This is a genomic window from Legionella oakridgensis ATCC 33761 = DSM 21215 (assembly GCF_000512355.1).
In the GTDB taxonomy this organism is placed as follows: Bacteria; Pseudomonadota; Gammaproteobacteria; order Legionellales; family Legionellaceae; genus Legionella_A; species Legionella_A oakridgensis.
In genome coordinates this window covers 2,206,177-2,220,760 of sequence record NZ_CP004006.1, presented here as the reverse complement: position 1 = coordinate 2,220,760, position 14,584 = coordinate 2,206,177, and the positions used below count along the sequence as shown (strand labels likewise).

Sequence of the window (14,584 nt, the reverse complement as noted above, 5' to 3'; positions counted from 1 at the left end):
TGTGCTCCGCTGCTCATGTACTTCTATGTACACTGCGCTGCAGTGCTCGAAAATAACGGCTATCGTTCTATTTTTAGCGAATTTGTTAACAAGCTCTAAGGGTTAAAAATTTAAAATTATCTTGGCGATCATGAAGTAAATTAAAAGCCCGGTTGCATCAATGATGGTGGAAACAAAGGGTGCGCTAACTACAGCAGGATCCAAACGTAGAACCCGCGCCAAGATTGGCATAAGCGAGCCCGTCAATGCCGCCATAGTACAAATAGCAAGCAAACTGAACGATATAATCAAAGCAATTTTTTGCCGAAAAATAAGCCAAACGATGAAATAACCTGCCAATCCTAAACTCAGACCAATCAAAATTCCAACCGCCGTTTCGCGTAGGGCAACCGTCAAAAAGTCACTAACGCGCACGTCTTCTACTGCAAGAGCACGGACAATGGTGGTGGCGGATTGCGAGCCGGTATTGCCACCAATACCAATCAATAAAGGGATGAACAGAGCAAGAACAATGACTTGATTGAGTGTTGTTTCAAAGGTGTGTAAAACATTGACGGTCAATGTTCCGGCAATAGCGAGCATTGACAGCCAGATAATCCTTATTTTCATTAAACGGAAAATAGGGACAGAAAGATAAGGTTTGCCGAGAGGTCCTGAAGCGCTCCCTCTTATGATGTCTTCAGTTTCTTCCAGTTGCATGATGCTCATGGCATCGTCGATCGTGACGATGCCTACCAGACGCTGGTTGTCTTCTACGATGGGCACAGCAAGCCAATCCGTTGACTGGATAAAGCGTGCGACTTTTTCCTGATCATCATAGACAGAAAAACTTTTTATTTCTTTATACATTAATTGGGCAACCCGTTGTGTTGGGTCAGCCATCACCAATTTGTCAAGTTCTACCACACCTTGCAGATGCATGTCTTGATCGACGACTGGCAAAATATAGATGGTTTCAGCGTCTTTTCCCTTGGTTCTTACGTGTCGTAACGATTCTTCTACGGTCATGTCCGTGTGTAATGAAATGAAAAAAGGACTCATGATACGTCCTGCTGTTTCATTGGGGTATTTAAGCAGTAAAGAAGTGGCTCGACGTTCTTTGACACTTAGACGGCGAAGAAATCGTGCGCTGGTTTCTTCGGGTAATTCATCAAACAGTCTGGCACGATCATCTGGTTCCATTTTTTCCAGCAAAGCCAGCGCTTTCTTATTGTCAATGTCGCGGATTATTTGTGCTTGATGAACGGGTTCCAGGTAACTAAATACTTTATCGGCTTTATTGGCAGGCAAAAGATTAAAGATTTCACCTCGACGCTCTCTTGCTTCATGATTGATTTCTTTAACAATGATGGGAACGCTTGCTTCTGAGAGAAACCGGATCAATTCTTTTGTCGGCAAATTTTTTTTACTTATTCTCATCGCTGCTCCACGACTTTATAGAATAAAGGTAATTTCTTTGCATTAGCCATGGCCTAAATAAGTATGCCAAATGCGTTTTGCCCGAGATAAATAATTTCTTTTGCAAGCCAATAGTTATAAAAATCAATTACAAGCGTAGTCGGTTCTTATTATTTTTTCCAGAAAAACCAAAGCGAAGCTATCGTAAATTTGCTATACGTTAAAGGATAAAGAATAAAGGGAGTCAGGAATGAGTCGCAAAACAGGAAAACCCCATCCTGAAATTCAGGACATTAAAAATATTTGCGATATTGTGCAGAAAGGAAATAGAGAAATAAATCCGCCACAAAAACAAGAAAAACAGCCAGGATTATAAAGCAAAATATATCCCGAACCGGTGTCAATGTATGCGGATTATCGACCGGCGAACAAGCTAAAGAATAAAGTTGTATTAATAACAGGAGGCGATAGTGGTATTGGGCGAGTGGTGGCTTATCATTGCATTGCTGAAGGCGCTAAAGTGGCCTTGGTTTATTTAAATGAAACCTCTGATGCAGAGCAAACCTTGCAGGAAATAAAAAAAATGCATGGAGAAGTCATTGCTATCCAAGAAGATTTAAGTCAGAAGGGTTCTTGCAAGAAAGCCGTTGTCATTCCTGCCAGTTTTTCAGCGGAAGAAGTTGCCAGTTTTGGTTCTCAGTCTCCTATGAATAAGCCAGCTCAACCCGCTGATATAGCCCCCTGTTATGTTTTTCAGCGCTTTTATGACAGGACAAATTTTGCATCCAAACGGTGGAGAATTTTTTTATTAATCAGAGATTTCTTATGGACAAACAAATCAAGGCATTATTAAAGGAATATCATCCAAATCAGCCAGAGTTTCATCAGGCTGTGGAGGAAATCTATAAAGACATTGCGGATTTTTATCATGATCATCAGACCTATCGTGATTTTAAAATTCTTGAGCAATTGTTAGAGCCCGACCGCGTGATTCGTTTTAGGGTATGTTGGGAAAATGATAAGCATGAAATTTGTGTTAATCGTGGATGGCGGGTGCAATATCACAACATCCTAGGCCCTTATAAGGGAGGGCTTCGTTTTACCCCTAATCTGAATGAAAGTGTTTTAAAATTCTTAGGATTTGAACAGTGTTTTAAAAATGCTTTAACCAATTTTCCAATTGGCGGTGGTAAAGGGGGGGCGGATTTTAATCCCAAAGGCAAAAGCAATCATGAAATCAGACGGTTTTGTTGGGCATTTATTGAAGAACTGCGTAAATACATCGACCGAGATGTTGATATACCAGCGGGTGATATTGGTGTGGGGGCACGCGAAATTGGTTACATGTTTGGCCATATCCTTGAGCTGGATAATAAATACACTGGCGTTTTAACGGGCAAAGGCATACAGTTTGGCGGCAGTTGCGGTCGAGAGCATGCCACGGGATATGGTTGTATCTATTTTTTAAAAGAAATGTTAAAGGCTCATGATCATGAGTTCAAGCATAAAAAATAGTGATTTCGGGGGCGGGGAATGTTGCGCTTCATGTGGCTGAAAAAAGTATTTTTGAACAAGCTAAAGTTCTTACTCTCTCGGATAGGGAAGGTTTTGTTTATTTTAAGCAGGGGCTTTCTTTCGAGCAGTTAGAGGACATTAAAAAATTAAAATTTAAACAATATGGTTCTTTGAAACAATGGGCTGCTGATAAATCCAATGTTGAATTTTATGAAGACAAAAAGCCTTGGACTATTCCCTGTGATATAGCGATACCTTGTGCAACTCAAAATGAAATGGATGATAAGAGTCTAAAGCAACTACTGGATAACGATGTATTGGCCGTTTGCGAAGGGGCCAATATGCCGCTTACTGCTGCAGCACAATCTTTAGTACAAGACGCTGGAGTTTTGTATGGTCCCGGTAAAGCGGCTAATGCGGGTGGGGTTGCCGTTTCGGTACTGGAACAATTACAAAATCTGGAACATATTACCTGGCCACTGGAGCGTGTTGATCAAGAATTACAGCAAATCATGATAAGCATTCATAAACGTTGTCTTGAATACCTGACAAAAGAGAGGAGTGTTTATGATTACAAGAAAGGGGCAAATCTATGGTCATTTAAAAGATTGGCTGATGCTTTAATGGCGTATGGTATTAAGTAGTACCAATGGCATTCATCAAAAAAAGTAAGTTATTCCGCCAATGCCTAGCATACCTGCCAGGAATAGACTCATGGTAAGTGCGAAACGATTATGGGCAATGACCCAGATGAGTCCAAATTTAGAAAGGAAGCTTGCGGTAACAACGATGGCCAATAATTCGGTGCTTTCCAATAAAGAAAGACTTTTTTCATTATAGAGCAATGCGATAGCATAAGTCATTCCATGAATTTCAAATAAGCCAGTGATGAACGCAGTAAAAGGCAATGCTCGTGGGCCAAGGTATTGTTTTGTTACCGCCACTAGAAGCAAAATACTCATAATTAGTAGGCCCAATTTAAGAATCGCTTTAATGTCCAGTGGATTGGGGTAAGTTATTTTTATTTTTTGCTTGCCATTTTTGTGCATACATAGCCAGGAGGAAATGCCACCTAATATAATGGCAGCGAGAATAGGCCAAATGATGTATTGCAACAAGGCAGGCGCAACAACAAAAAGGACTATTAAAAATCCCAATAAAGTGGCAATGGTTGCAAAAATTCCAGCAATAACGGCAGAAAAGGCGGCGTGTTTTTGCTTGCGTTTTGCTTGTGAGAGGGATGCAAATACCGCCGTAGAGGATACAAGTCCACCAAAAAATCCCATTAAAATCATACCAATTCGCTCACCAAAAAGGCGAATGCCAATATAACCACCAAATTGCAAGCTTGCCAGGATAAGTAAAATAATACCGAAATTTTGAGGGTTGAGTAGTTGCCATGGATCGATTGTTCTATCTGGTAAAAATGAAATAATACTTAAAGAAATAATGAGAATCGTGATGGCAGCTTCAATTTCTTTCGTGGTTATTTTTTCTTTGGCAAAACGATGAAGACTGCGTCGTCCATATAAAATAATGAGGATGGTTGTCGCGATACAAATGGCGAGCAATTTTTGCTGCAATATTAAATAACCTAACATGAATACCGCTGCAGCAGCCATTTCAGTCGTAATACCGATGATTTTACTTGTCTCACAATCTCGAGTTGCTCTTAGATAACTAAGTAGTATGGCAGCAAAAACAAACAAACTAAGAGACAAGGTCAGGCTGTTATTATTAATTTTCGCTGCAAGCGTGCCCAACACGGCAAATAATATAAAGGTACGTATGCCAATGGCCTTGATGCTTTCAACTTGACTGCGTTCTCGTTCAATGCCAATCAGTAAGCCGACCATAAAAGACAGTAAGAAAGGCTGTATGGTTTCAAGCATAAACGGCCTCCTCATCGTTTATCTTCTTATTATGGTCAATTTATAAGTGATTGTCTGCTGGCTGTTCTATACTTTTAAGATGATTAGGATATTTTTTCCATGGAAGGAGTAAAAAAATGAATTCATTAGTCAATGATTACCCTGCTTGTTTTTTTAACAATAAGGAAACCCCTTGCATTTCTCTTTATCAACCAACCCATCGTACGCGGCCTGATAAAGAGCAAGATATTATTCGTTTCAAGAATTTGCTTAAGTCCATTGAAAAATCATTACAACAGCAATACCCAGAAGAAGAAATTCAGTTGTTGCTTAAACCATTCCATTCATTAATGGCCAATCATGAATTTTGGAATTATACGCTGGATGGGATGGCTGTGTTGGCAACACCAAACTCATTTCGGGTTTATACCTTTCCAAGATCGGTAGCAGAGTTGGCGGTCGTAGCGGACACATTTCATATCAAACCACTCATACGTTTGATGCAAACGGCCGAGCGTTATCAAATTCTTGGTTTAAATCGTGAACGGGTTAAACTCTTGGAAGGGAATTGTGATGGACTAGAAGAGGTGAAACTGGCTAAAGAAGTTCCGGATACGATCATTAAGGCTCTGGGATCTGAATTAACCGAACCTCATTTAAAAGTTAGCAGTTATGGTCAAGGAACAGAAGGGCCAGCCATGCATCATGGTCATAGAACTAGAAAAGACGATATTGATTTGGATGCAGAGCGATTCTTTCGTCAAGTCGATGAAACCATTCTAAAATATCATTCTCGAATTGCAAAATTACCGCTGATTTTGGCAGCACTGCCGGAATATCATCACTTGTTTCATAAAATAAGTGAAAATCCTTATTTGCTTGCCGATGGCATTAAGCTAAATCCGGACGCTGCATCACTGGATGAATTACGAGAGCAAGCCTGGAAGTTGATGGAACCTCATTATTTAAAACGGTTGGATGAAATTATAAATAAATTTTTAAAAGCGGATTCCAAACACCATGGTTCAGATGATTTAAAGAATATTGCCAAAGCAGCGGTTGCAGGAAGAGTGTCTACTGTACTGATTGATGCTGATAAGCGAATTCCAGGGCAAATCAATCATGAATCGGGTGATGTAAAGGTAAATGAGCTGCTAAATCCAGACATAGATGATTTATTGGATGACATTGGTGAGTTGGTTTTGAAAACGCATGGCGATGTCATCATTGTGCCAAGCGATAAGATGCCGACGACATCAGGCATTGCAGCCATCTATCGTTTTTGAGTAAGGTCGGCCTTGATTTAAAGACCAAAATAGAGAATAAGGCTATTTTGAGAACAGTAAGGATAAAATAGATGCAATATTGGGATGTGTTTCTTAAAACATTAAATAAATTTGCACAAAATTTTATTGCATTGCTGCCCAATCTTGTTATGGCGCTTATTATCGCGTTCATTACCCATATCGTTGCTGTTTTATTAAGTCGTCTTGTTGGTACTGGTTTGCCACGCATTGCCATTCGCGCAAATCTGGTTTTGGTTTTTCAAAAAATAGCCATTGTAGGAATATGGTTTATTGGAATTTTAATCATGGCTGCCATATTGGTTCCTTCGGTGACCACGGCAAATGTTTTGGCGACTCTGGGGCTGACTTCAGTTGCCGTTGGCTTTGCCTTTAAAAGTATTTTTGAAAATTTTTTTACCGGTATTATGCTCTTGTTAAGAGAACCTTTTAGTATAGGCGACTTAATCATCATTGATGATCAACAAGGCTACGTTCATCATATTGCTGTTCTTAATACGCATTTACGTAAAACAGATGGTACGCGCGTATTTGTGCCAAATTCCAGAATGTATAATAGCCTTGTACAAGTATTAACTGATACTAAATTAAGACGTGAAATGATTACGTGTAGCATTGATTTTAGTGCTGATATAGAAAAGGCGCGTTCAACCATTAGAAAGTGCATGGAGGAATGTGAGACAGTCTCTAAGGATAAATACATACAAGTGTATGCCGTGTCTTTTTCATCAAATGGCGTTGATTTTGAAGTATACTGGTGGACAAAACCCAAACCTAGTCAGATTCGTCGTTCTCGCGATGAAGTATTAACAAAGATTAAAAAAGCTCTGGATGAGGCAAATATTCCATTTACGTATTCTATTCCCATAAGCTTTCTTAACCCTTTAAACTCAAAAGAAAATAAAGAGGATGCTGACTCGGATTAGAATACAAATAAATTCTTCTGACTGTCTAAATAGCTCCTTGGCTATTGCAGACACTCGCGATGATATTTTAATGACGGCCTAGTTGTTCTATTTGATATTTATGCAGTAATCGTTCAACGTCGGCGATATAAGTTCGGGCATTATCTTGCGTTTGCATATTTTCTGCTTCGGCAATTTGTCTTAGATTAATATCATCTAACCAGTTTGTTAATAATTTTATTTTTCTGTCACCGATAAAGTTTTATCCTGTTCGACTTCCACTGGTTTTTTATAATAATTAAGTGGGTTGGCGATTTTATCCAGCGTTGTATTCATACGATTCCCTTATTCATACCATCTTTATATTAATTTTAGTCGATCAGGTTTATTTTTGGGGAGGATTTTTAGGATTCGATGCCCGCCATAAAGGCCCATTTAAGTGCTTCTTTTGCTGTTAAATCTACGGGGGTTACCGAAGTTTTAGGAACGTAGATGGTAAATCCTCCAATTTGATAACTCATTGGAATGTATACAGAAATCAAAGACTCATCACCAATGCCTGCTGGTGATGCTTCAAAATTAGTGCGCGTGACAATACCAAGCATGTTAAGATTTAAGTTCTCGAAATGAACCATAACGACTTCTTGCCGGGCTGGTTTGGTGGGGGTTGTTAAATATTTAATAATCGATTGCAAAGAAATATAAAGCTCGCCTAAGATAGGTAACTTACCTATAAATTTATTTAATGCATGGTTCAAATGCTGGGTGATGTAAATTTGCAGTAAAAGCCCTATGGCAAAGACAATCAATAAGGCAGTCAATAATCCCATCCCTGGAACATAATAAGAGCCTAACATTGCTTTTAGAAATTGACTAAACGTTGCTTCAATACTTTCTAATAACCACCAAAGAAAATACAGCGTTAAATATAAAGGTAATAAAGTGAATAATCCCTTCCAGAAAATCGATGAAATTTTGCCATTCAAACGCACTTTTTTCTCCTTAATCAGGCAAAAGGCTTTGACTATGGTGAGGCTATTCAGCCTGTTTTGCCAAGATTAACATGAATATGGTTTTTTCATAGGCTAAAAATGCTATTGTAGTCGAAAATTTGGTAGAAGAAGGATTTCTTATGTCTTTTCTTGTGGATGACCGCATTGCATCGACATGTTTTGAGCTGGGTGATTGGCCATTGTCGCGTGTATTTTTGAAAAATAATGCTGAATTTCCCTGGCTTATTTTGGTTCCCCGTGTGGAAAATATGCAAGATATTGAGCAATTATCACAAAATCAGCGTTATTTATTCATGGATGAAATCAGTGAATTGTCTGCTATTGTTCGTGCGTATTTTAAGCCGGATAAATTAAATATTGGCGCATTAGGCAATCTTGTTCCCCAATTACACATGCATGTGATCGCTCGCTTTGTGGATGATAAATTATGGCCACATGGCGTTTGGCAGGTTGCACAACCTGCTCAAGATTATGCGCCTGCTGAGCGTGATGAGTTGATTCAAAAACTTACAAACCGAATCCAATCCTCATCTGTATTCTTCTAAAGGCTGCTGATCAGGAAAGATTTCTGCCAATGAAACAGAAAAACCGTCTTCTCTTACAATTCTTGCATGTTTGCGTTGTAATTGTCTGGGTTCATCTACGCCGCACGAATGACAAAGAATAGCGACTTCATGAGCCATGTTATTGGCATAGTGGTAGACACGCTCGGCTTTATCTTCGACAACTAGGCCGCGCTGTAGGCGCGTATTATGGGTGGTTATGCCGGTAGGACAAGTATTATTATGGCATTTCATCGCTTGAATACAACCTAAAGCCAGCATGAATCCACGTGCGGAATTAACGAAATCTGCACCAGCGCAAAGAGCCCAAGTGACGTCCGCTGGGGTGATGAGTTTTCCGCTGGCAATGACCTTGATTCGTTCGCGTAAATTGTAAAGTGTTAATATATCAACCAATCGGGGGAGGGATTCTTGAATTGGAATGCCCATGTAATCCATGAGGCCCTGCGGCGAAGCCCCAGTGCCACCGTCGGCGCTATCCAGAGCAATGAAATCGGGTGCATAGTCTATTCCGCGCCTATGAATACTTAGGCAAAGCTCATGAAGCCATTCATAACTGCCTAACACAAATTTATATCCCACGGGTTTTCCGGTAATGTTGCGGATGTGTTCCGTAACGTCCAGTAATTCTTCTACATTGCTAATGTCGGTATGGCGATTAGGGCTGATTGAATCTGTATGAATGGGGATACCTCGAATGTTTGCAATTTCTTCCGTGACTTTAATGGCTGGCAAAATACCTCCTTTCCCTGGTTTCGCTCCCTGACTTAGTTTTATTTCAAACATTTTGATGGCATCTTCCTCGGCCATTTTGCGTAGACGTTCGTCAGAAAGATGCCCGGTTGCGTCGCGAAACCCGTATTTAGCTGTACCAATCTGGGCAATGATGTCGCAGCCATATTCTAAATGGTAAGGTGAAACACCTCCTTCGCCAGTATTGAGCCAGCAGCCGGCCATTTTTGCCCCTTTGCCCAGAGCCAAGATAGCGGGTTTAGATATAGCGCCATAGCTCATGGCGGAAATATTAAAAATATGAGAAGACGTATAGGGTTTTCTGCATTTTGGGCCAATGGTTAAGGGACGTATGGTAGCTTTATTTCTAGCCAGCGGAGGAAAAGGCGCACTGACAAAATAAACCGTACCAGTATTATGCAATGGTCGAGTTGAACCAAATCCAATGGTGGTATCTACGTTTTTAGCGGCGCGATAAACCCAGCTGCGTTCTGCGCGATTAAAAGGCAATTCTTCACGATCCCCGGCGAAGAAATATTGTCGTAAATACTCACCTAAATATTCACCAATATAGCGAAAATGGCCAATGACCGGGAAGTTTCGTAATATCGTATGTTTTTTCTGTGTTCTATCCCAAAGGTATAGGCTTATGATAAATACCATTAGACTTAGGCTAATGATAAGCCAAAAAAGCTGATCAATTTCCCAGGCGCGAAGTAAAAAAGATCTCGGGGTCTTAGCTCAATATTATCCACAGTATTTCCTTTATACTTTTAGCGTAATCATAACGTGTGCCAACCTATAAATTCCATACTTTCATACCGATGGGTTTAAAAACAGTTTTGAGGCTGTGGTATATACTTATAATAAGTGGATTATAAAGAGGGCATCGTTATGGCATCCAATACTTCCTTGGCGAATCATTTATTGATTGCAATGCCCTCCTTACGCGACCCTAATTTCAAGAGGGCAGTGATTTATGTTTGTGAACACCATGTTCAAGGCACAGTGGGGCTTATTATAAACCGTCCTATGGAGTATCCTTTGGGTATGGTTTTTAATCAGTTGCATATTGAACCAAGGTGTGTTGAACGAAATGATATGCCATTATTATTTGGTGGGCCAATCCAGCCGGACCGAGGCTTTGTTATTCATCGTCCTTTTGGTGAATGGCGTTCAAGTTTGGCTTTGCGTGATGATGTGACGGTGACGACTTCAAATGATATCATCCGTGCAATTGCCGATGATCATGGACCAAAAGATGTGCTGGTTACCTTAGGTTATGTCGGTTGGGGTGAAAATCAATTGGAACAGGAAATGCTTGATAACGTTTGGCTGGTTTGTCCTTGCACGCCGGAATTATTATATGAAGTTCCTTTTGAAGAGCGCTGGGAATATGCGGGTTTAAGCATCGGTGTCAATATGAATCAATTAACGTCCAGTGTGGGTCATGCGTGAAGGCGTTTTTTTAGGGTTTGATTTTGGCTATAAACGCATTGGTGTGGCAGTCGGCCAGCGCTTGACTGGTAGTGCTTCTCCTTTGGCTACGGTAGAAGCAAAGCAAGGAGTCCCTAATTGGGATACTATTCAAAAATTAATTAACGAATGGCGTCCTGCTGGCTTGGTAGTCGGTTTACCAACGACCATTGATGATGGTGAGCTTTACACAACCAAGGCCAGTAAGACGTTCGCCTCTCACCTTAAGCAACGTTTTTCTCTTCCGGTATATCTTGTCGATGAACGTTTATCCACCGTGGAAGCTCGCGCACATTTATTTGCGCAAGGCGGGTATCGTAAAATCAAACAGACAGAAATTGATAGCATTGCTGCCTGTATTATTTTGGAACAATGGTTACAGCATCCAGAAATTAAAAGTAACTCATTTTAGTGCCCATGTTCTGTATTAGCGGATATTTTTTGTTTACCCGGGGCAAAACGAGCAGCGGAGAATCATTAATGAAAAATAAACCGTTTAGGATATGGGAAAGGGCAAAATCATCCTTTGATTGCATGATATCTTATTTGCGTCATTTCCATATCTGATTTGTGTCATTTCCGCGTATGCGGAAATCCATCTTACAACCGAAGCCATGTCCTATCCTAAAAATAGATTTCCAAATGACAAATTATTACCACCTAATATGATTATTTTTAATAAAATGGCATAATTTTGCTCTGATACTATAGAGACTCGCTTTTTTTGATTATTGCATTATAAAATACCCCACTCATATGTTTCTGTTATAGGTATAGGTAATGAGACATTTTTGCAAATCAGTCAATTGTCTCGGCAAGAAGCAGAGCGCTTGATAGAGCGTGCTCTGATCTTTAAAAACCATGGCCGTTTTCCCACTTATGCGCAGCATACGGTCGCTAATCTTTTTTATGAAAACAGCACTCGTACACGGGTGAGCTTTGAGCTTGCTGCTAAACACCTGAAGATGCCAGTGGTTAATCTGGATTTACAAAGTTCTTCGGAAAAGAAAGGTGAGGTTATCGAAGACACGATAAAAACGCTGGCTGCTATGGGTATTTCACTGATGGTTATTCGCCATGCAAAAGATGGTTTGCCGCAATCATTGGCTGCCCAATGCGGCGATATGATTCAAATCATCAATGCCGGGGATGGCCGGCATGCTCATCCTAGTCAAGCCATGTTGGATATGATGACGATTATGGAGCTTAAACCATACTTAGAACGGTTGAAAATTGCCATTATTGGCGATATTCGCCATTCGCGTGTTGCCAATTCCATGCAGACACTCTGTTCCTTGATGGGTGTTGGTGAATTGATTTTTGTTGCCCCCGAGATTTTGCAGCCTCATTCAGTGGAGTTTGGGCATGTCACTTCGTCATTACAGGATGGCATAAAAGACGCCGATGTAGTGATGTGTTTGCGAGTACAACGCGAGCGTTTATCCGCCTCGGAGCATCTTGATGTGGAGACTTATCGTCGTGATTATGCTTTGACCAGGGACACATTAGCTTATGCTAAAACCGATGCTATTGTGATGCATCCTGGTCCGATGAATCGCGGTATTGAAATCGATAATGACGTAGCGGACGGCCCTCAATCCGTTATTTTGCGACAAGTCGGCAATGGTGTATTCATGCGTATGGCCATTTTTGACTTATTATGTAAAGCAGCCTAGGTTCTGTGCACTTATCTAAAGGAAGGAGTATTATTGATTTTCTAGCCAACGTTTTATTTCTTGCATGCTTTCTTCAATCGTGGTCACAGCTTGCTGATACAGTTTTTCAAATAAGTCACGTTGACCTGATTTCCAGTAACGCTCAAGGAACTGACAAGCCATTTTGATTTTAATGGTGCCAACGTATACGGCACCTCCTTTAATTTTATGAGCAAGTTGTTGGGTTTTGTCCCAATTATGGGATTCATAAGCGGCTTTCATCAGAGCTAAATCCTTTGGCAATGAATCATTAATCATGAAGGTTAACATGTCAGCTAACATGGATTTATTGCCTGTGGTTTTAATTCCTTCTTCAATGTCTAGGGTTGGAAACTCGGATAAATTAAACAATTCTTCCTCTTGTTCTGGTAAATCAGATAAATAATGCTCATTATTTTGTGATGTTTCTTCTTTGTGTCGTCCTGGAATAAAGGCATCGACGATATCCGTACAGCTTTTTATAGTGAGCGGTTTGGTTAAGACGGCGTTCATGCCTGCATCAATGCAGCGTTTTTTATTTCATCACCCGCATGAGCGGTGAGTGCTATGATTGGGACATGGGTGTTTTTTGCTAATTCTTGCACACGAATCAGGCGAGTCACTTCATAACCGTCTATATCGGGCAGGCCAATGTCCATGAACATTAAGTCATAATGGCCCTGTTTCCATAGTTCAACCGCTTTTTTACCTGTTTCGGCTATATCGGTGTCACAATCTAATTGAGCGAGAATTGATTTGGCAACTGTTTGTGCGATGACATTATCTTCTACCACTAAAACTTGGAAGGATCTTGCAGCAGCTTTGCTGATGGTAGGTTTTATTTGCTCCGTATAAGTCATTTCATAAGGATGGTCAATGGCTTTTTCCATGTCTTCATCAATACCTAAATCATCATCCAGAAGAGGTTCTTGTAAGGGTATAACACAGGTGAAGCGTGTACCTTTCTTAGGCTCACTTTCTACATAAATTTCGCCATCCAGATCATCAATAAACTGTTTTATCACGGAAAGACCGAGTCCGGCTCCTTTGTAAATACCTTGATAGGAAGGAGTAAGTCGTTTGAATTGTACATAAATTTCTTGTTGTTTCTCTTTAGGGATGCCAATCCCTGAGTCTTTTACTACTAATTTAAGAATCAATTCCCTATGATGGCGTTTTGCAAGCTTCACTGATAGTTTAACAAATCCAATATCAGTAAAATTTAGTGCATTGGCGATGAGTTCTAGCGCAATCCGGTGAAAACGTACTTTATCTCCAAGCACATAGGTTGGAATAGCGGCATCAACATCTAGTGAGAGCGTCAATTTTTTTTGTGCAGCTTTTGCACGATTCAATTCAATGACATTCTGTAACGATTTTTCCAGATTAAATTTTTTCTTAAGTTTTGGAATTTCACCTGAGCTGACACGAATGGCTTCAAGTACTTCATCCAGCAAATGAAGAAGAGCATGGCTTGAGGCAACTAAATTATCCGCATACTCTCGTAATTGCGGGCTATTGGCTTCTATCTTGATAATATCCGCAAAACCAACAATGCCTGTTAAAGGGGTTCGAATGTCATGGCGCATGTTTTCGAGAAATTCGGTGCGAGCAATATCAGCCTGTAACTCTTTAGTAATGTCTAAGGATGTACCCATTAATCCAATGACTTCGCCTTTTTCATCACGTATTGGAATTTTTTTTGTCATATAGAAAGCAGGACAGCCATTTGCATCAATACCCTCTTCTTTAAGGCTTTCTTCAATACCGGAGGTCATAATACGGCGATCAGTTTCCTCTAGGAGGGACAGTTTTTCACTGCTCATGACAGAGGCAAATAGGTCACGATCCGTTTTACCAACTAGATCAGAAATTTGATTTAACCCAGCAAGTTTAATGAATGCTTGATTAGCGCCTAGGTATCGTCCTTCTTTATCTTTCCAATAAAGATTGCCGGCAGCATGTTGTAAGATGAAATTTAAATCCATGAGTTTCTTAGAGATTTTTATTAAATTATAGCTACAATTTTAAATTGTAACCAAATGCAGGCTGACCATTATTATGGAAAAAAATTAATCACATATGTTAAAATGTTTGCCTTTTATACAAGGAG

At 40.1% G+C, this 14,584-nt stretch carries 16 protein-coding genes; 10 read left to right on the top strand and 6 right to left on the bottom strand.

Annotated elements, in window-relative coordinates; all coding sequences use genetic code 11:
• Positions 1 to 102: 102 nt before the first annotated feature.
• Positions 103 to 1,419 (bottom strand): magnesium transporter, encoded by a 1,317-nt coding sequence (mgtE, locus tag LOA_RS10775; RefSeq protein ID WP_025386350.1) that lies wholly within the window; start codon positions 1,417 to 1,419, stop codon positions 103 to 105.
• A 229-nt stretch (positions 1,420 to 1,648) separates the two neighbouring features.
• Between mgtE and LOA_RS15915 the strand changes: the two genes are divergently transcribed.
• The 4 genes from LOA_RS15915 to LOA_RS14925 are packed head-to-tail and all read left to right on the top strand — an operon-like array spanning position 1,649 to position 3,557.
• A complete protein-coding gene (locus LOA_RS15915) occupies positions 1,649 to 1,774 on the top strand; it encodes a hypothetical protein (RefSeq protein ID WP_272946922.1) in 126 nt (41 codons plus the stop codon).
• Positions 1,775 to 1,801: 27 nt separating this feature from the next.
• Positions 1,802 to 2,251, top strand: coding sequence for an SDR family NAD(P)-dependent oxidoreductase (locus LOA_RS13850; protein ID WP_025386349.1), 450 nt, complete (start codon positions 1,802 to 1,804; stop codon positions 2,249 to 2,251).
• Positions 2,224 to 2,913, top strand: a complete 690-nt coding sequence (locus tag LOA_RS14930) for a Glu/Leu/Phe/Val dehydrogenase dimerization domain-containing protein (RefSeq protein ID WP_202961882.1) — start codon at positions 2,224 to 2,226, stop codon at positions 2,911 to 2,913. The genes LOA_RS13850 and LOA_RS14930 overlap by 28 nt, the downstream gene beginning before the upstream one ends.
• On the top strand, positions 2,913 to 3,557 hold the full coding sequence (locus tag LOA_RS14925) for a dehydrogenase family protein (protein WP_202961881.1): 645 nt from the start codon (positions 2,913 to 2,915) through the stop codon (positions 3,555 to 3,557). Before LOA_RS14930 ends, LOA_RS14925 begins: the two co-directional genes overlap by 1 nt.
• 15 nt (positions 3,558 to 3,572) lie before the next feature.
• On the opposite strand, the gene LOA_RS10760 is transcribed toward LOA_RS14925, so the two are convergent.
• Positions 3,573 to 4,805 carry an MgtC/SapB family protein gene (locus LOA_RS10760; protein WP_025386348.1) on the bottom strand — a complete coding sequence of 411 codons (1,233 nt, stop codon included), beginning with the start codon at positions 4,803 to 4,805 and terminating at the stop codon, positions 3,573 to 3,575.
• Positions 4,806 to 4,921: 116 nt separating this feature from the next.
• Between LOA_RS10760 and LOA_RS10755 the strand changes: the two genes are divergently transcribed.
• Both LOA_RS10755 and LOA_RS10750 read left to right on the top strand, forming a co-directional pair.
• Positions 4,922 to 6,070: a baeRF3 domain-containing protein gene (locus LOA_RS10755; RefSeq protein WP_025386347.1), complete on the top strand. Its 1,149-nt coding sequence runs from the start codon at positions 4,922 to 4,924 to the stop codon at positions 6,068 to 6,070.
• 71 nt (positions 6,071 to 6,141) lie between these two features.
• Complete coding sequence (locus LOA_RS10750; protein WP_025386346.1) at positions 6,142 to 7,014, top strand: mechanosensitive ion channel family protein; 873 nt, start codon at positions 6,142 to 6,144, stop codon at positions 7,012 to 7,014.
• A gap of 383 nt (positions 7,015 to 7,397) precedes the next feature.
• Here the strand turns inward: LOA_RS10750 and LOA_RS10745 are convergent, their stop codons facing one another.
• Entirely contained in the window at positions 7,398 to 7,985 is a 588-nt protein-coding gene (locus LOA_RS10745) for a DUF502 domain-containing protein (RefSeq protein WP_025386345.1), read from the bottom strand.
• 140 nt (positions 7,986 to 8,125) lie between these two features.
• Here LOA_RS10745 and LOA_RS10740 point away from each other — a divergent pair, with 140 nt between their 5' ends.
• The gene (locus tag LOA_RS10740) at positions 8,126 to 8,551 is read left to right on the top strand and encodes an HIT family protein (RefSeq protein ID WP_025386344.1); all 426 of its coding nucleotides are present in this window, start codon (positions 8,126 to 8,128) and stop codon (positions 8,549 to 8,551) included.
• On the opposite strand, the gene LOA_RS10735 is transcribed toward LOA_RS10740, so the two are convergent.
• Positions 8,534 to 9,964 (bottom strand): FMN-binding glutamate synthase family protein, encoded by a 1,431-nt coding sequence (locus LOA_RS10735; protein WP_025386343.1) that lies wholly within the window; start codon positions 9,962 to 9,964, stop codon positions 8,534 to 8,536. The two genes, LOA_RS10740 and LOA_RS10735, sit on opposite strands and share 18 nt — an antisense overlap.
• Positions 9,965 to 10,195: 231 nt before the next feature.
• Between LOA_RS10735 and LOA_RS10730 the strand changes: the two genes are divergently transcribed.
• The 3 genes from LOA_RS10730 to LOA_RS10720 all read left to right on the top strand — a co-directional run bounded on the left by LOA_RS10730 (position 10,196) and on the right by LOA_RS10720 (position 12,453).
• Positions 10,196 to 10,759, top strand: a complete 564-nt coding sequence (locus LOA_RS10730) for a YqgE/AlgH family protein (protein WP_025386342.1) — start codon at positions 10,196 to 10,198, stop codon at positions 10,757 to 10,759.
• Complete coding sequence (ruvX, locus tag LOA_RS10725) at positions 10,752 to 11,189, top strand: Holliday junction resolvase RuvX (RefSeq protein WP_025386341.1); 438 nt, start codon at positions 10,752 to 10,754, stop codon at positions 11,187 to 11,189. The genes LOA_RS10730 and ruvX overlap by 8 nt, the downstream gene beginning before the upstream one ends.
• Before the next feature lie 379 nt (positions 11,190 to 11,568).
• The gene (locus LOA_RS10720) at positions 11,569 to 12,453 is read left to right on the top strand and encodes an aspartate carbamoyltransferase catalytic subunit (RefSeq protein ID WP_025386340.1); all 885 of its coding nucleotides are present in this window, start codon (positions 11,569 to 11,571) and stop codon (positions 12,451 to 12,453) included.
• Positions 12,454 to 12,483: 30 nt separating this feature from the next.
• Here LOA_RS10720 and LOA_RS15500 read toward each other — a convergent pair whose 3' ends face one another.
• Together LOA_RS15500 and LOA_RS10710 are read right to left on the bottom strand one after the other, a co-directional pair.
• The gene (locus LOA_RS15500; RefSeq protein ID WP_081726648.1) at positions 12,484 to 12,984 is read right to left on the bottom strand and encodes an Hpt domain-containing protein; all 501 of its coding nucleotides are present in this window, start codon (positions 12,982 to 12,984) and stop codon (positions 12,484 to 12,486) included.
• Positions 12,981 to 14,459 carry an ATP-binding protein gene (locus LOA_RS10710; RefSeq protein WP_052335942.1) on the bottom strand — a complete coding sequence of 493 codons (1,479 nt, stop codon included), beginning with the start codon at positions 14,457 to 14,459 and terminating at the stop codon, positions 12,981 to 12,983. Before LOA_RS10710 ends, LOA_RS15500 begins: the two co-directional genes overlap by 4 nt.
• Between the last annotated feature and the right edge of the window lie 125 nt (positions 14,460 to 14,584).